A 16,742-nucleotide genomic window follows, 5' to 3' on the forward strand; every position below is an offset into this window, starting at 1 on the left:
CCAACCATGCCAACCATGCCAACCGTGCCAACCGATGAGGAGTTCCAGACCTACAACCAAGGCGTCATCAACCAGTTCCGCGCCAACCACGGCACCGTCAGCCACCCACCCTTCCCCATCCTCCTACTGACCACGACCGGAGCACGCACACGACGCCACACAACCGTGCCACTCGGCTACGCCGTCGACAACAACGGCCGCGTCTTCGTGATCGGCTCAAAAGCAGGCGCCCCCAAACATCCAGCCTGGTACCACAACCTGCGAACCAACCCAACCGTCACAGTCGAACTCGGCGACAACTCCTACCAAGCCCGCGCCATCATCACCACCGGCGACGAACGCGACCGCCTCTACCGCACAGTCTCCGACGGCACCACCGCCTACGAACACAACACCAACCGCGTCTTCCCCGTAATCATCCTCGAAGGCGTCCCCGCCCCGGACTGACATCCGTCCCGGCGGCGTCTCAGAGGCCAGCCCGCCGCCCGCTGCCCGCGTCACTGTCGATGGTCGCGAGTTTCGGTGGAGCGGAACCGTTGGCGTCGGCCAGGACGGACCTAGGAGGGGAAGAGCCTCCAGTACCCCTCGGAGACGATCTCGACGGCCCCGTCGGTCGCCTTGATGGCGGTGTCGTCGTCGATCGCATACGCCATGCCCTGTTCCTCTCGACGAGAGCGGCGAAGTCGTCGAAGGTCTCCGGTGTGGGCGGTATCCCTGCGCTACGCACCTCGCATCCGTGGAAAACCTGCATTTAGGCCGTGTCCTGTGAGTCACCGCGTGTTCGGCGACGCCTACGCAGGCGAGGACACTGTGGTTTTCCGCAGTGTTTCGTGTGGATTCCTGGATGGAGTGCGGCGGGCCAGGACACTAACGTTCGTCGCATGTCGACTGTGTGGCGAAGAATCGGGCTGGTGGTTCTGGCGATGACCGGCGTTTTCTTGGTCTCCGGCGTTCCGGGGATCACGTCGAAGGCCTCGGCGGCTGCTGGAGACCACGCTGTCAGCGATGCCATCGCCAGCTACGTCGACAACTACCGGAAGGCGACCGGGATGCCCGCGGTCACGGTCGCGGTGACCCAGGGCCGATCGATCTTGTACGTCGGTGGTTCCGGGCAGGATTCGGACGGAGCCGCCGTCGACGGTCGTACGCGCATGCCGGTCGCCTCGGTCAGCAAGTCGTTCACGGCGTTGGCGGTGATGCAGCTGGTAGAAGCCGGCCGCGTCCAGCTCGACCGGCCGGTACGGACCTACCTGCCGGAATTCCGGATGGCTGACCCGCGCGCAAACCGCATTACTGTTCGGCAACTGCTGGATCAGAGCTCCGGACTGTCGACGGTGAGCTTTCCGACCGCGGATCTGCCCGTCGCAGGTTCACTCCGCGAAGCCGTACGACAGCTGACCGCCGCGCGACTGGACGCACCGCCCGGTGCCGTTTGGTCCTACCACAACGCCAACTACTGGGTGGCGGCCCGCATGGTGGAGGTCGTCGCCGGCGAGAAATTCGACGAATATCTGAACCGGCGGATCTTCGCGCCATTGGGGATGGGAGCTACGACGGCCATGACGGTGAGCACGGATCAGTCCGGCGGCCAGCGATTAGGCTACAACCAGCTGTTCGGTTTTCCGGTGTCACATCGGGAGATCCCCGAATTCGCCGCCGGCGCTGGCGGAGTCGTCAGTACGGCGGCCGACATGGCGAACTGGTTGATCGCCCAGAATTCAGGCGGCGTCGGACCGTCCGGACAACGGGTGCTGTCTGCGGCCGGCATCGGCCTCACCCATCAGCCGTCGGCGCCTGGCGGCGAGTACGGGCTCGGATGGTTCGCCGAGCCGGATCCCAGTGGTGGCACCAAGATCTACCACGGCGGCACCGCGTGGACGTACTGCTCACAACAGGCCTTACTGTCCAAGGAGAAGTACGGGATTGTCGTGCTGTCCAACAGCCGGCCAGCGTTCGCCGATGACACCCTCGGCCTTGTCGAAGGCCTGACCGCAACGCTCCGGAACGGGAGTCCGGAACCGGGTCGGCCATACCGGCTGTGGACCGAGCTGGTCATGACCGCGTTGGCCGGGTTGGTCATCGCTGCGAATGTCATCGTCGTGCTGCGGGCACGTCGATGGGCCAGCCGCGTACGTCACCTCTGGGCGGTTCCGGTGCGGCTGGCGCCGTACGTCGTCACCGCCGTGCTCGCCGCGCTCTTCCCGACCCTGATGAGCCGATTGGGCTGGGACATCAACTGGCATCAACTGTTTGTCGTCGGCCCGTCCACCGCGGTGCTCCTGAACATATTGGCGATCGGTGCTGCTGCCGTACTGGTGACCCGAATTCACTGGCTCATTCGCCAACGTCGAAACACCTGAGGTAGGTCATCCCGCCGCTGAGAAAGGCCCAGCGCGGGCACCGATAGTCTCCAAAGGCCCGAAAACCAAGGCCTCAACGGTGGGACACCCATCAAAGCGCCACTGGGTTACATCAACATCCTTGTACCCGCGACGCACAAAGGCAACGAGAGCAGCACCGTCGCCGTCGACGAGCAGCGGGCGGCCCGGTGGCGCGGACGTTCCAGACCTACGCCAGGTCACGTAGTCGACGCCGGTGCCGTCGTTGAACGCACCCCTAGGTTCCGTCCGAACCAACAGGCTCACCGAACTCCCGACCCAGATCGCGCGGCTGCGGCAGCTGACAACGCTGGACCTCTGCCACAACCACCTCACGTGGCTGCCCGACGAGCTGCGCCACCTGGACCTGCGTGAGAACGCCCTCACCGCGCTGCCGCCGGCCTGGCCGACCTCTCACGGTTGCGGCAGCTCGACCTGCGAGGCAACCAGCTCGCCGAGTTGCCGACCTGGGCATCGGACCTGTGCCGCGCGGATGTGTACTTCGCTCAAGCGCAGCTGCCGGGAAATTGATCTACCCGCTGGTCCGTGACCTTGCCTGTCGTAGGCCGCTGACGGGGTGCCCGTCGCGGTGACCTGCGGGGTCCCCAAGGCACGCCCGCCAGCCCTACGACCGGTGGCTGGCCGAGCCCGTCACGGCCCGCGACCTGGAGCGAGCGTATCTGGCCAACGCGTTGTTCGACGCCCACCGCGACGACCCGGAGTTCGGTTACCGGCTGCTGGGCGATGAGGCCCGCGACGCCGGTCACCTCGCCCGCGACCAGACGATGTGGCGGATCTGCGCCGCGAACAGTTGGTGGAGCGTGTTCGGCAAGAACGGCAAGCGACCCGGACCGCCGGCTCACGACGACCTCGTGTGCCGGGTCTTGACCGCTGACCGGCCGAACAAGCTGTGGCTCACCGACATCACCGAGCACCCCACCGGTGAGGGCACGCTCTACCTGCGCCCGGTCAAGTGCCCGGTCAAAGACGTGTGCTCCAACGCCGATCGTGGGGTACTCGATCAGCGACCAGATGAAGTCCCGCCTGGCTGTCGACGCGCTGACCTCAGCCATTGCCCGCCGCGGCGGTGACGTCGCCGGCCGCACGGTCCACTCCGACCGCGGGCCGCAGTTCCGGTCCCGGAAGTTCCTGCGAGAGTCGGCTCGCCATGACCTGGCCGGGTCCATGAGGCAAGTCACCTCCGCCGGCGACAACGCCGCCATGGAAAGCTTCTTCGCCCTACAACAAAACAACGTCCTGGACCAACAACGTTGGACCACCCGCCACCAGCTACGCCTCGCAGTCATCACCTGGATCGAACGCACCTACCACCACCGACGCCGCCAAACACGCCTCGGACGACAAACCCTCATCGAATACGAGACAATCAACACCACTCAGGCCGCACTCGCCGCCTGACAAACGCTGTCACCTACTCGTGCAGCAGACCCCTCCTGCACGTGCTCTCGTACGTCGGTCTCCTGACGCTGAAGCATCAGGAACCGGCGTTCGCCCCGCCCGAGTCCCACGCCCAATCGCAAGTCCTTGTTTCGCCATGGCTCCTGATGCTCCGGGAGTCGCTGCTGAGCTCTCCTACACAACACACGGCTTGAAATACAAGGCGTACGACGCGAACGTATGGAAGGTTCCACCCTTTGGCCGTCCCACGCCGCCCGGTGAAGCGCTGCGTGTGTTCCTGGGTGCCCTTGGCGTACCAGGAAAGCGGATACGGCCAAACTGGACGGGCGGTCCGGCCTTACCTCAGTCTGCTTGCGGGCAGGCGAATGCTGGTGGTGCTGAACAACGCTCGCGACGAGGAGCAGGTTCGGCCGCTGCTTCCCGGAACGCCCGGCTGCCTCGCGGTCGTGACCAGCCGAAACCTGCTCACCGGGCTGATCAGCGCCGATGCAGCCTTACCCTTGCTGCTCGATCTGCTCACACTCGACGAAGCCCGCGAGCTGTTGACATGGCGGCTTGGCCACGACCGGAGTCTTCACAGACCTTGCCGTTGAGCCGCGGGGGTGGCTCCCCACACCGTAGATCGTGGGCACGACCGCTTTCACCGAGGTCCCCACCGACCCGAAGGCTGCGCCCATCGGAGCCACTGCGCGGCGAGAGGGCGGCCATCGACACGATGAGCGTGTTCCGTGCGCGGCATCTGGAACTCGAGGCTGGCGCCACGCCTAACCGCAGGCAGCGTCTCCGGCCTCGCGGCGGTACGACTGTGTAAGGAGGAGATGGACACCTACCGCCGCTTCCCTGTGCTCGACCCCTGCTACCGGTCGAGCTCCTGCCGCCCGGCTGGCCGCGCGAATGCGCGCGGGAGGTGTTCGTCGCGGTACAACGGGCTGGCCGCACCGGCCTAGCAACACGTACGTGCGATTGTGGCGCGTGCCGCCGGCGGGGACCACGTGCAGATCCGCGCCCACACCATCACCGGAAAAGGCGCGGCCTCGGCGACTTCGAGTAGCGGCTGCCTGTCCAGTGTGGACAGGCAGCCCTTCGTCATCGAGGTTTGGGCGTCACGGTGTCAGTTCGCCAGTTGGTAGGCGCGGATGACTTCCAAGCGTATGGTGTTGCCTTTCGAGTCTGTCGCTGTCCCGCGTAGCGAGACGTACTTGGCTTTTGAGGGTGTGACGAAGTTGGCGAGGTAGCTGTTGTTGTCGCCCGGTCTGAGTTCGGCGGCGGTCCAGGTGTTGCCGTCGTTCGTGGACACTTCGAGCTTCGCTTTGGTGATCAGTCCGGTCTCCGCACCTGGTGGTGCCTGGAACGTTACGGGAAGGCGGGTGACCTTGCCGGCATCGTGGTTGACGTTGCGTTCGTCCACGTCGGGCGCGAATCGTACCGCCCAGATCGGCAGGACCACGCCGTCGCTGTCTGCGGTGTCGGAGCGGAATGTCCACGACGCTACGGTCTTGGTGGAGAAGTCCGACACGCTCGATCGGTCGGCAGCGCTCTCAAGTCGGTACTCCGCATTGCCTGGCGACACCTTGGCGTCGACGTAGGTGGCGTACTCGGAACCGGCTACGACCTCGCCGTTCCTAGCCAGCGTCGTCGTCGCCTGCTCCAGTTCTGAGAATCTGCTGTCGATGTGGCCGTCCGCGTCGGAGTACATCGGAAGCGCGACCGCTATCCGGTCACCGATGCGTTCTGCGTAGTAGAAGTACACGTCCTCCCCCGGCGGCGTCCAAGCGGGGGTGAACACCGCGGCGTTCCACCGCTGCTCGATGGTCTTGCCCGTGGGGTAACGCTGGTACTGAGACTGGAGTCTGTAGGTTGGCCCAGGCTTATCTCCCGACAGCTGGAGCCACTGTTGCCAGCTGATGTCGCTGCCTTCCACATAGTGGGTGGCGTTGGCAGGCAGGTCGTACTCGAAGCCGATACTGTCGGCGAAGAAGAATCCCGGCGGCAGCCCGAACTGGAGAAGCTCCGCTTTCTGGCCGGGCTTCTGGGGATGGTAACTGGCCTTCAGAACCGCGAGGTCGCTGTCGGACACATCGCGGTGGTAGCCGGTGAAGAACCTACCTGGCACAGTATCCAACAGCGAGTAGGTGTAGGGACTGTTGTTGAACTGGCCATCCGGTCCCGCCTCGGCCCACTGGGAGGCCACAGAGCCGGTCATCCCCTTTACCGGACCGCGCGGCCCGATCTGGGCGGTGAAGATGTGGTCGAAGCTGTCGTCGACGATCGACGCCTGATATCCGGGATCGTCCGGCCCGCCGATGTCTCGGTGGTAGCCGACGGCCACCAGGAGAGGTGTCGCACCTGAGTGTTGCACGGTGGTGGAGATCGGCTTGGTTGTCCGGGCCTCGGCGGTTATGGTGACATCCTTGTCGAGCCGGACCGTTGGCTGGACCATCAGGTACGAGTTCTCCCCCTCGACTCGATCCTCGAGGAGATAGGCGCCCTTGGGGAGCCGTGCTGTAGCTTGGCCGTCCTCGTCGTACAGGTTCGCCTCTCCGTACTGGAAGCCGCGCAGATTGAGGACATGGCCGAGCCCGGGCGCTTGCTTGCCGTCCGGCCCGATGGTCCGCAGGGTGAGGTCGTAGCTTTCGACTTCTCGCTCGACGGCGATCGGTGTGGCCACGGTCTGCGCGCGCTCCTGCCGGCTGGGATCCTGTTGGCCGGTGGTGGCGGTGATCTGCCCGACATAGCGTCCGTCTGGGCCGTCGTGGTTGGTGTTGGAGGTAACCGTGACGGTCGCGGTCTCCCCGGCTGGGATGGTCACGGTGTCGGCGGAGAGTTCGATCGCTCCGTCTGGTGCCGGTTCGCCGTTTGCGGTGGTCAGTTCGGCCTTCAGGTCAAGCTCGACCTGAGCATCACCGAGGTTACGGTACGTCAATCCTTTATTGACGAGTGCGTCGTCGCTGTGCGGCCATCGCTGGAGACCAAAGGACAGGCTCGTCGGGTCGCTGACAACTGTCTGCGTTATCGCCGTAGTGAGGTCGACCCGGCCGGTGCCTTGGTCGTACGCGTTCAGCGTTGGGTTCGGCTTGGCCGAGGCCACCAGTGCCGCCTTCAACTCCCGCGCCGTCCAGCCGGGATGCTGGCCAGCCAGCAGCGCGGCCGCGCCGGCCACGTGTGGTGTCGCCATCGACGTGCCCGATGCGGTCACGTAGTGCTCGCCAACCGGGTCGCCGAGCTCCGTGCCCTGTGCCCGCGCGGCAACGATGTCCGCACCCGGTGCGGTCAGATCCGGCTTCAACGCATGGGATGCTGTCGGGCCGCGGCTGGAACGTTCCCACACCTGGTCCTGCTTGGTGACCGCGCCCACCGTCAGCGCGGCGGCGGCGCTCCCTGGCGAGTTGATCGACTCAAGGCCCGGCCCGTCGTTGCCGGCCGCGACAACGAACAGGGTGCCGGTCTGCGCGGTCAGATCGTTGACCGCCTGCTCGATGGGATCCACCTCGGGCTCGTCAAAGCCCCCGAAGCTCATGTTGACCACGTCGGCTTGCTTGGTCTTGGCGGCCCATTCCATGCCGGCGATGATGTCGGACTCGGAGCCGAATCCGTCGTCGCCGAGCACCTTGCCCACGAGGAGCTCTGCGTCTGGCGCCACCCCTTTATACCGTCCGCCTGACGCTGTTCCGCTGCCAGTGATGATCGATGCCACATGGGTTCCATGGCCGTAGGCGTCGCGGGTGCCGGTCGGGCTGCCGGTGAAGTCCTCGGCCGCGACCACCGCGTCGGCCAGGTCCGGGTGCTCGGCATCGATACCGGTGTCCAGCACGGCAACCTGGCTGCCCTTGCCGGTGTATCCCGCGCCCCATGCCTGCGGCGCTCCGATCTGCGGGACGCTGTCGTCCAGCAACACCTTCCGTCGCCCGTCCAGCCATATCTTCTCGACTTTGTTGCCGTCCATCGCGGACCGCAGCGCCGCCCAGCTCTTGCCGGCTTCGCCTTTCGCCAGCGTCACAACATCGCCGCCGATCGAGGACAGGCTCCTGGTCGTTTGGCCGGCGTCGGCCAGACCCGCTCGGGTGGCGGCGCGATCGGCCTTGTTGTTGTAGGTCAGGAGCAGCGGGACGTCGCGCTGGCTGGTGTCGTCGTACCTGAACTTGACCAGGCCCGTGACGTCGAACAGCCTCCGATCCAACATCCCTTCAGCCACGAACTCGTCGGCGTCGGATGGGATCACGTACAGGTGTGTGCCTTGGCTTCGGTTCAGGAATCGAATGTCGTCGCGCCCCGCTCCGGGCTCTACCACCACATCCCGCCCATCGCCGGTCACGGTCACGGTGTCACCAGTGAGCAACGTGACCACTCGAGCCGGCTTGCCCGACGGGCCTGGCCGGCCCGACCCAGTTGCGGCCTGCCGGTCGGCCCAGTCGGCGGACTGGATACCGCCTAGCACGACGGCCGCGGCGATCAATACGGCTGTGGTTCTTCCGAACAGTCTCATACCTGGGGAGAATCCAGTTGAGGTGCAGGCGTTACCTGGCGCGGAGAAACGTGCAGCGGATCGGTGTCACGTTCGACAGGGTGGTGGATTCTTTCTAGGTATGAGGGAGCCAGACCTGGGCGACGACGAAACCGGCAGATTCGCTGCGATCGTACGGGCCGAACTGGGACCGATTCGCCAGTACATACGGCGGCGCGTGGAACCTGACGATGTCGACGACATAGTTGCCGAGGTGTTCGCCGCAGCCTGGAAACACCGCAAGCGGCTACCGGACCCGCCCAGGTTCTGGCTGCTGCGGACCGCCTGGTTTCACGTCAGCATGCACCTACGCCACCGGCATCGGCAGGCGCGCCTGTTCGGTCGGATCGCCGCGTTGCCGGATGAGCACATGCCGAGCCCGGAGGAGACCGCCGTGGAGGGCGCCGAGGTGCGGGCCGCGCTCGCCAGGCTCTCTCCCCCCGATCAGGAGGTACTTCGGCTGGCGGCCTGGGAGGAGCTGACGTCAGCGCAGATCGCCGACGTGCTGGCCTGCACACAGATCGCGGCGCGGACACGACTGCATCGCGCCCGACGCAAGCTGGCCCGCCTGCTCGGTGAACCAGGGGCGACGTTGACCACCACCGAGTCCGCCACCCCGACCTCAGACCCACAGGGAGCCCACAAATGAACGTGATCGAACGGTTGCGCGCCGCCGATCCGGCACCGAACACCGAGCTGGTTACCGAGCTGGAGGTCGCGGCTGCCCTCACCGCCGCACGCAACACCCGCCTGAAGGGCCGAAAGGCACCCGTTCGACCGGTGTCTCGGCGGCTGCTGCTGGGCGGAATCGCGGCGTCCGCGGTCGCTGCCGCGGTCGGACCGAGCCTGGTGACCAGACAGGAGTCCGCGTCCGCCGCGACCTTGCGTGCGCTCGCTCGGCAAGTGGCTGCTGCCCCGCCGCCCGAAGCCGACGTGCTCTACGCACAACAACGCTACGTATCGATCGAAACTGCCTACCTCGCCGAACCTCCGCTGGACCCGGCGCAGTGGCAGATCCGGCAGTCCGTCCGTTACCGGAGCTTCCGGACAGTCGAGTCGTGGCATCCGCTGCCGCCTAAACCGTACAAACCATACGGAATGGAGAGGTCTACTTTCGAGTACCTCACCCCGGGAGACGCCGACCGGGCCACGCGGCTGACGCCGCAACGACGTCGCCAGCTCTACCTTCCCCCCGAAGGCATCGACCCGGATGATTCGACCCCCTCGCCGATCTGCGCCCGCGCCGAATGCGGCTGGACATATCCGAACGACACTCTCGACGACGACCCGGCCACATTCAGCAACGCGACCGCACCCTTCGTCCGCGACCTGCCATCCGACCCGGCGGCGTTGAAGGCGCTGATCGACGACACACCAGAGCTCGACCGTTTCCACAACTACAACTGGAGCCCCAGCGACACATACAACCGGCTGGTGAACTGGGACGACATGCGAGACGAACGCTACGGCGCGATCCTGCTCGGGCTCCTCAAGTTCGTCCCCACACCACAACCCGTCCGCGCCGCCGTAATAGACCTACTCGCCGAGGTGCAAAGCATCGTGGTTTACGGCAGCCGAACCATAGGCAGCCGGACCGGTCTAGCCATCGGCCACCAAGGACATCCTGCTGCCGAGGCTTCCGTAATCGACCGCGAGACGGGACTCATCATTCACGAACGGACCCTGCTCTCCAAGCAGGAGAAGACAGAAAGTGGTTCACTGGCCGACCTACCAGTCGGCACGGAGGTAAGCGAGTCGACACTGCTTCACATCGCCTACGTCCCCGTCATCGGGGACCGTCCCTGATCCACCGACAACGCAGGACCTGGACGGCAGAGGCGTCGACCGCCCAAGGAAACCATGCCTTTCGACCTCTCTGGCTCCCTGTTTGGAAGCTAGGTCGAGTGGCCAAGGCGCGGATACGGCCGGCTCGACCGTGTTGTCGACCGAGTCTCCGGCCCGTGCTCGCAGGGATGCGTAGCCGCTCCTCGGGTGCTTGAGCTCCGTGGCTGTCGTGACAGTCAAAGGGCTTGACCCTCAAGACCCGTGGCGACACCAACGCCACACGCCTTGAAGGCAACGACGACTAACGGCCGTTTGTGACCAACCGTTGTGTTCTCGTGACGATAGGCTCGATTGACGTATCGTAGTTGGCCAACACCACAGCTAACCAAGCTGAGTCCGCGAAGTAGTCGATGTTCGTCGCCACTCCCGGGCCGCCACCTGAGTGGCCGGCCACCCGCTCACCGTCGAAGATTGTGGCGATGTGGCCGTAGCCGTATGACAGGTTCTCCGCCTCGCTCGGTTCTCGTAGGTCGGCTGGCGAGAGCGGGTGCTTCCGCTCTCGCCATCACCTCGACGTGCACCGGACGCAGGAGCTTGCCGGACCACAGGGCATGAGCGAACCGAGCCATGTCGGTAACAGTTGAATAGGCGCCACCGTCAGGGCCGCCTACGAAGGGAAGGTACGGCGTAGTCGCAAAATCGATCCTGTCGCCGTTACGTTAGCCCCAGTACATCCTCGCGATTCTCTCGTCCGCCAGTACCTGGACATGCCTAAAGGTTGTCCCGCAATGAGGTCTGCCGGTGTCGGCGTGGCGCCTTGGCGCGTAGCGGCTGGTTGTTGATCATGCTCGGGTGGCTGTGCTGTCGGTTGAGCTGGAGGGGTGGATCCCGGTGTTCACGGGCTTGTCGGTGCGGCAGTTCCGCAAGCTGGTGGGGATCGTGCGGCGCCGCGGGGCTGAGCAGACCGGTGTGGGCCGACGCTGGGGTTGTCGCTACCGGATCGGGTGCTGCTGACCGCGGTCTACTACCGGACCAACCTGACCCTGCGGCAGGCCGCGTTGCTGTTCGGCATCTCCAAATCGGCCGCCGGCAGGGTAGTGGACCATCTCGGCCCGTACCTGGCGCTGGAGATGGCCACCGCCGGCAGGTCATCCGCGTTCTCGCCGCACTCTCGGTGACGCTCGGGACCTTCTATTCCGGGCGAAGTAACGTCCGCCTTGGACGTTGACGTTGACCCGCCGAATTTCGCGATCACCCGCCATCAGCACGACGTTCTGCGAATCGTCGCATTTATGTCTGGATGAAGGTAGGAAGCGGTGGCTACCTTGGGCTCCCTGCACTGAAATACCTCCGAGCTACTCCTACGTCTCGAAGGACTGTGGCAGATGAACGCGTGGACGTCCCGCCGGTGGTACTGAGATCAACGATCCAGCAGAGATCTCGGAGCAGCGGCGACCGGTCTGGGACCGATGAGGGCAATCTGAGTCGGCGACGGGAGGGCGCATGGGACAACGGGCCGCTGAGTTCCGCGACGTCTTTTCAGTCGGCGAGTTCCGCATGTTGTGGCTCGCCGAAACCCAGTCCAGGCTCGGTGACCAGGTCGCAAGGATCGCATTGGCGCTGCTGGTCTTCGATCGGACGTCCTCGGCGGCGCTCACTGCGTTGGTGTACGCGCTGAGCCTGCTGCCGCCTCTACTGACCGCACCTCTGCTGGCCGGGCTGGCCGACCGATACTCCCGCCGCAACGTCATGGTGGTGGTCGATCTGGTACGCGCCGCGTTGGTCGCCGCGATGGCGATCCCGGCATTGCCACTTCCTGTGGTGGCCGGGCTGGTGGTCGCCGCGACCTGCCCGCAACCGTTGTTCTCCGCCGCCCGCAACGCCACGCTGCCCAACGTCCTCACCGGCGACCGGTTCGCTGTCGGCATGGGCATCATCCAGGCGACCGACAACCTCGCACAGGTTGTCGGGTTCACCGCCGGCGGAGCCGCCATCGCCATCGCCGGCAGCCCTCATCTCCTGCTCCTGGCGAACGCGGCCACGTTCGCACTGTCGGCGGCGATGGTGCGATGGGGCATCCGGCCGCACCGTCCCACGCCCGCGACCGGCGTACCGGCCGGCACTCAGCGCGCGGGTGGCCGCGAGTTCCTCCTGGCGGGCCTCAGGCTCGTTCTCCGGGACCGTCGGCTGCTTGGGCTCGCGTCGCTGATCTGGCTGTACGGCCTGTACCTGGCGCCGGAGGCGCTGGCCGTCCCGTACGCACACCAGATCAGAGCCGATGACGCCGCGGCCGGTGTGCTGATGGCCTCACTCGTCATCGGCACGATGCTCGGCAACGTGCTGGTGACCCGGATCCCGCCAGGCACGAGGCAACGGCTGACCGCGCCGCTGGCTGTCGCCACCGGGCTGCCCCTGCTGGCCACGGTGACCACGCCGTCGGTACCGGTGACTGTGGCGTTGTGGGTGGCCTCCGGCGTAGTGACCACGTACATGCTGCTCGCGCAGGTATCGTTCACGCAGCGGGTGCCCGACGCGGTACGAGGCCGGGCGATCGGATTCGTTTCGGCAGGGCATCAGACCGCGCAGGGACTGGGTGTGCTGCTCGCCGGCGGACTGGCCGAGGCGATGTCTCCCTCGATCGCAATCGCCGTGTGTGCGGCCGTCGGGTCGGTAGGCACCTTGCTCGTCAGCGTGTTCGTGTACGGCGAGCGCAGCCGCCCGGCCACCGGCCGGAAGACCCCCCGCCACGTGCCGCTCCCCGGCGACGGCCGCTCGCGGAGGAGGTGAAGCCGCACGAGCGCGGTCAGACTTCGATGGCGGGCACCGGCCATCGTCTCATCCGATGCGGCAGCGTGACGACTTTCCCGTCGAGTTCGAGCATGAGTCGTTCCTCGATCAGGGTGTTGACAGCGGCCCGCTCGGCCGGCGTCAGCCGGGTGAGCGAAGTCGGCAGCAGGCAGCGGGTGAAAGTGCCGATCAGGTCGTCGTCATCGATGACCAGATCGACCGTCGTCTCACGGTCCCGTGCGTCGCGAACTCGCAGGAAACCAGGCCCTCGCCGAAAGTAGCACAGGCCCGGCCGGAACCCCGAGCGCCACCGATCGTGGACCGCGCCGCGGCCTTCGGGTGGCGGGAGGTGGCAGACGAGATCAAACGGAACGCGCCGATCGAGCTCTCCGTACCAGGTCGGCACAACTCCCGCCGTGAGCGCATCGCGCAGCTGCCGGATGGCCGCAAGCGTCTGCCCCGCGTCCGTTCCCAGCACCACAGGGTCTCCGACGGCTCCGATCGCGGGACCGGTCATGGTCGACGTCATGCCGACACCTCCCGGAGATCCGGCCTGGCACCGAGCGAGTAGCCGAGCTTCGCAGGCACGGAACGAGTCGCCAGGGCGATCCAGCGTCCACTGTCGGTGAACACGAGACCGTCGCGTAGGCAACCCTCGAGCCAGGCCCGGACTGCTGTCAACTCGACCTGACAACCCGCGTCGGCCAGGCGTGCACACAGACCCTTCGCGGTCCTGGGCCCGGCGAGGAAGCGGTAGGCCTCCGCGTGCCAGCCGGAGAACACGTGACGGCGCTCCGGCCACCCCCGCCGCCGATCGTCGACGATCACGGCGGTGTCGGTGTCCTCGACGGTAAGCGTGGACGACGGGTAGTCCCGCTGCCATGCCTCCATCGCCTTGTCCAGCTCCGCGCCGAGATCATCACCGATGCCCGCCTGGTCACAGTCGAAGTAGTAGGCGAGGTCGTAAAGCTCCTCTTGCGGTAGGTCGTAGGCCTGCTGATAGAACGACAACGGCTCCCGGCGTACGAATCCGAGCTCTGGACTCTCGAAGTGTGGGCTGTATCGTTCCATCACGATGCGTGCGGCGCCCGACGGTGGTTGCAGGTGAACCAGTGCCCGCACCTGGTCGAGGACGCTGCGATAGTCCTGGTCCCGCTCGCCGGGGAAGCCGTAGAGGTAGTTCCAGAACGCTGTCATGTGGTGTTCTTCGATGGATCGCAGCGTCTGTATGTTGGACGTTCCGTCGACGCCCTTGTCCATCAGCGTCAGCACGTTCCGGTTCAGGTTCTCGATGCCGGGCTGGACCATCGTGACACCTGCGTCGGCGAGCGCGCCGAGCTGTTCGGGGCGAAGGTTGGACTTGATCTCGAAGTGAACGCACAGGTCCCAGTCGGCTTCGGTCATCAACGGCAGCAACGTCTGGAAGTAGGCCATATCGAAGATGTTGTCGGAGGTGAACACGTCGAGGATCTGGTGGCGTCGGACGAGGGTGCTGATCTCGTTCCAGATCTGCTCGGCGGGTTTGGAGCGGAAAGCCATGAGGGAGCCGTTGAGCCCGCAGAACGTGCAGTGGTGTTTCTCGCCCCACCAACAACCGCGTGAGCCCTCGACGACGAGTTCCGGCCTTACGTACTCGCGGACCGGTGAGCTCTCCAACGTGTCCTGCCAGTGCTGGTAGTCAGGCATCGGGATCATTGCCGGCGGCACGGTATCCGTGATCGCGGCATTGGCGGTCGAGCTGTGGTCGGGGCTCCACCAGCACAGCCCGGGCACGTCATCGACAGCCTCGCCGGCTTCGATTCGCCGTAGCAGGTCAGGAAAGACGCGTTCGGCCTCACCCCGCACCACATAGTCGACGAACCGATGGTTGCGGTGAAGCGCATGACCCATCGGGCCATCGCAGTTCGCACCGCCGAAGACGACCGTGACGTCCGGCCGTGCGTGTTTGAGCACGCGGGCGAGGGCGAGGCTCGGAACGTTCTGCATGAAGGTACTGGTGAAGCCCACCACGTGGGGCTCAGTGGCGAGAATCTCCGCCGCGGCCTCGGCTACGAAGCCGTCGGCCATCGCATGCATGGTCAGGACCGTACGGACATCGACGTCGAACTGCCGGGCTATCTCGCGCACCTCGTCGCGGCAGCGACCTTCCTCGCCGTACAGGCTGGCCGAGAAAAGGAGTTCTCCAAGCCCTTGGAAGATGCCGTTCTCAGAGATCGTGAGATAGTCGCTGACGAGATCCCCAACAGGAAGTTCGGTGGCCAACCGCTCGGCCCACCGCAGGTTTCCGTGGAACTCCACAACCTCGATATCGGGGCACTCCCGTGCAACCAGGCTGTGCAGCAGCCCAACCTGCAACGACGGGCGATAAAGCGCTTGCCAGGGCATCGCGACCAGCGACAATCGCATGTGTTCCTCCAAACGAAGGAGTAGGCGAAGAGCCTGCCGACGAGCGCGCCGACAGACCCGACGCCGACACAATGCTGTGAACGCGGAAGTGCTCGCGTTTACCCAGCCTTGGAATTCTGGGACTTTCCGAAGAAGATGCCGACGGCCGCACGCTTCTTGGTGTTCCTGACAACGGATTTCCTGATCCCCTTGGCCATGTGTCACCTCCGTTCCGCGACTGGCCCACGGGAGAAACTACGCTTTCGCAGATTAGCATGAGTTGCGACATTACAAAGACGTCGGAAGACAATGTCGCCTTCTCACAAGCACGGCAATGTCGTGACGACTGCATCGGATCACGCCGGCATGTGGAACGCTTATGCCCCTACCTGTAAGTCGGATATGCCACGCACACCGTCTGCCACGAGGCCGGTGTGTCCGGCGACTTCACGCAGGCCGGCTGGCACGCGTCCTGCCTGCCGTGGTTGCGGGAACGAGAGGTCGCGCCGGTCCGCTTCGCCGGCACGTCCGGCAGCCCGGTCAACCCGATCGCTACCTTCTGACCGCACGCGCTGGTCACGGCAAGCATCAACGACGCCCGGCTGACTGTCGGCGGCCGGTACGACGCCGATAGCCGATCGATAGCGAATCGATGGCGGCCGGTCCGACCGTATGGCCGTGCCGGAGAGGCGCTACACCAGAAGAGAGGTATCGAGATGGTGGACATTCTGCATCGGGTCGGGATCGTGTCATCGCCGGAGGAGACTTACACGGCGCTGACCACGGCTGATGGGTTGTCGGGGTGGTGGACCCAGGGAGTGCGGGGCGATGGCGGCGTCGGAGGGGTGTTTCGGGTCCGGTTCGAGGACGCACCGCCTCCGGCTGGGTTCGACATGAAGGTGTTGGAGGCCAGGCCTTCCGAGCTCGTGGTCTGGGAGGTCGTCTACGGCCCTGAGGAGTGGGTCGGCACCCGGATCCGGTTCGAGTTGAAGCAGGAGGAGGGCTTCACGATCGTGTTGTTCTCCCACGAGGGCTGGAAGGAACCGGTGGAGTTCATGAACCACTGCAGCACGAAGTGGGCGGTCTTCCTGATGAGTCTCAAGAATCTGGTCGAGACTGGTAAGGGCGAACCGGCCCCCAACGACGTCAAGATCAGCAACTGGCACTAACCCCGCAAGGGGCTGGCGGAGGCAGGCCGCCCTCGAACGGGAAGCTCGCCTCCGCCAGAACAGCGAGCACCGCTCGGCGAGCAGGTCCTGGTCTCGCGGCGCAAGCCGTCGTAATCCCGTATCGCGACCGGTGGCATGCGCTTTCCAGCGTTCGGGGCATACGCACTGGACGAACGTGCACGCGGGCCGTCTCCCCGGTTACGTCGGGCGTGAGCTCCCATATGGTCAAGGCGTTGTACGACCTCGACCATTGGCCAATGGTCCACCACACCGGGCTCGTCGGCCCGTCGCGGCAAGTCCAGCGATACATCGGTCCAA

Annotated in this window: 12 protein-coding genes and 2 pseudogenes; 11 read left to right on the forward strand and 3 right to left on the reverse strand. The window is 65.5% G+C overall.

What is annotated here, in order from left to right:
• Positions 1-15 precede the first annotated feature (15 nt).
• The 5 genes and pseudogenes from ACYVF6_RS04410 (at position 16) to ACYVF6_RS04430 (ending at position 4,390) form a co-directional block, all read left to right on the forward strand.
• Positions 16-447 carry a nitroreductase/quinone reductase family protein gene (locus tag ACYVF6_RS04410; protein ID WP_460515982.1) on the forward strand — a complete coding sequence of 144 codons (432 nt, stop codon included), beginning with the start codon at positions 16-18 and terminating at the stop codon, positions 445-447.
• A 464-nt stretch (positions 448-911) separates the two neighbouring features.
• Positions 912-2,360, forward strand: a complete 1,449-nt coding sequence (locus ACYVF6_RS04415) for a serine hydrolase domain-containing protein (RefSeq protein ID WP_460515984.1) — start codon at positions 912-914, stop codon at positions 2,358-2,360.
• 235 nt (positions 2,361-2,595) lie between these two features.
• On the forward strand, positions 2,596-2,928 hold the full coding sequence (locus ACYVF6_RS04420; protein ID WP_460515986.1) for a hypothetical protein: 333 nt from the start codon (positions 2,596-2,598) through the stop codon (positions 2,926-2,928).
• Positions 2,903-3,797: pseudogene (locus tag ACYVF6_RS04425) on the forward strand (IS3 family transposase); the annotation flags it as partial. The gene ACYVF6_RS04420 and the pseudogene ACYVF6_RS04425, both read left to right, overlap by 26 nt.
• A gap of 365 nt (positions 3,798-4,162) precedes the next feature.
• A complete protein-coding gene (locus ACYVF6_RS04430) occupies positions 4,163-4,390 on the forward strand; it encodes a hypothetical protein (RefSeq protein WP_460515988.1) in 228 nt (75 codons plus the stop codon).
• Positions 4,391-4,908: 518 nt separating this feature from the next.
• Here the strand turns inward: ACYVF6_RS04430 and ACYVF6_RS04435 are convergent.
• Positions 4,909-8,142: a S8 family peptidase gene (locus ACYVF6_RS04435; protein ID WP_460515989.1), complete on the reverse strand. Its 3,234-nt coding sequence runs from the start codon at positions 8,140-8,142 to the stop codon at positions 4,909-4,911.
• Positions 8,143-8,380: 238 nt separating this feature from the next.
• Here ACYVF6_RS04435 and ACYVF6_RS04440 point away from each other — a divergent pair, with 238 nt between their 5' ends.
• From ACYVF6_RS04440 to ACYVF6_RS04455, 4 genes and pseudogenes are all read left to right on the forward strand, one after another.
• Positions 8,381-8,947 carry an RNA polymerase sigma factor gene (locus ACYVF6_RS04440; RefSeq protein ID WP_460515991.1) on the forward strand — a complete coding sequence of 189 codons (567 nt, stop codon included), beginning with the start codon at positions 8,381-8,383 and terminating at the stop codon, positions 8,945-8,947.
• A complete protein-coding gene (locus tag ACYVF6_RS04445; RefSeq protein ID WP_460515993.1) occupies positions 8,944-10,104 on the forward strand; it encodes a hypothetical protein in 1,161 nt (386 codons plus the stop codon). The genes ACYVF6_RS04440 and ACYVF6_RS04445 overlap by 4 nt, the downstream gene beginning before the upstream one ends.
• Positions 10,105-10,935: 831 nt before the next feature.
• Positions 10,936-11,213 (forward strand): annotated as a pseudogene (locus tag ACYVF6_RS04450) (helix-turn-helix domain-containing protein); the annotation flags it as partial.
• 373 nt (positions 11,214-11,586) lie between these two features.
• Positions 11,587-12,870, forward strand: a complete 1,284-nt coding sequence (locus tag ACYVF6_RS04455) for an MFS transporter (protein ID WP_460515995.1) — start codon at positions 11,587-11,589, stop codon at positions 12,868-12,870.
• Positions 12,871-12,886: 16 nt separating this feature from the next.
• Here the strand turns inward: ACYVF6_RS04455 and ACYVF6_RS04460 are convergent, their stop codons facing one another.
• Both ACYVF6_RS04460 and ACYVF6_RS04465 read right to left on the reverse strand, forming a co-directional pair.
• Positions 12,887-13,399: a DUF5825 family protein gene (locus ACYVF6_RS04460; RefSeq protein WP_460515996.1), complete on the reverse strand. Its 513-nt coding sequence runs from the start codon at positions 13,397-13,399 to the stop codon at positions 12,887-12,889.
• Positions 13,396-15,276 (reverse strand): RiPP maturation radical SAM C-methyltransferase, encoded by a 1,881-nt coding sequence (locus tag ACYVF6_RS04465; RefSeq protein WP_460515997.1) that lies wholly within the window; start codon positions 15,274-15,276, stop codon positions 13,396-13,398. Before ACYVF6_RS04465 ends, ACYVF6_RS04460 begins: the two co-directional genes overlap by 4 nt.
• A gap of 413 nt (positions 15,277-15,689) precedes the next feature.
• Here ACYVF6_RS04465 and ACYVF6_RS04470 point away from each other — a divergent pair, with 413 nt between their 5' ends.
• Positions 15,690-15,818, forward strand: coding sequence for a hypothetical protein (locus ACYVF6_RS04470; RefSeq protein WP_460515999.1), 129 nt, complete (start codon positions 15,690-15,692; stop codon positions 15,816-15,818).
• A 153-nt stretch (positions 15,819-15,971) separates the two neighbouring features.
• Entirely contained in the window at positions 15,972-16,424 is a 453-nt protein-coding gene (locus ACYVF6_RS04475; protein ID WP_460516001.1) for an SRPBCC family protein, read from the forward strand.
• Positions 16,425-16,742 lie beyond the last annotated feature (318 nt).

Source organism: Flindersiella endophytica (genome assembly GCF_054779015.1).

Coding starts and splice junctions, on each gene's coding strand:
- ACYVF6_RS04445 (WP_460515993.1), top strand. CDS start 8,944: ATGAACGTGATCGAACGGTTGCGCGCCGCCGATCCGGCACCGAACACC.
- ACYVF6_RS04460 (WP_460515996.1), bottom strand. CDS start 13,399: ATGACGTCGACCATGACCGGTCCCGCGATCGGAGCCGTCGGAGACCCT.
- ACYVF6_RS04440 (WP_460515991.1), top strand. CDS start 8,381: ATGAGGGAGCCAGACCTGGGCGACGACGAAACCGGCAGATTCGCTGCG.
- ACYVF6_RS04430 (WP_460515988.1), top strand. CDS start 4,163: ATGCTGGTGGTGCTGAACAACGCTCGCGACGAGGAGCAGGTTCGGCCG.
- ACYVF6_RS04465 (WP_460515997.1), bottom strand. CDS start 15,276: ATGCGATTGTCGCTGGTCGCGATGCCCTGGCAAGCGCTTTATCGCCCG.
- ACYVF6_RS04475 (WP_460516001.1), top strand. CDS start 15,972: ATGGTGGACATTCTGCATCGGGTCGGGATCGTGTCATCGCCGGAGGAG.
- ACYVF6_RS04410 (WP_460515982.1), top strand. CDS start 16: ATGCCAACCGTGCCAACCGATGAGGAGTTCCAGACCTACAACCAAGGC.
- ACYVF6_RS04455 (WP_460515995.1), top strand. CDS start 11,587: ATGGGACAACGGGCCGCTGAGTTCCGCGACGTCTTTTCAGTCGGCGAG.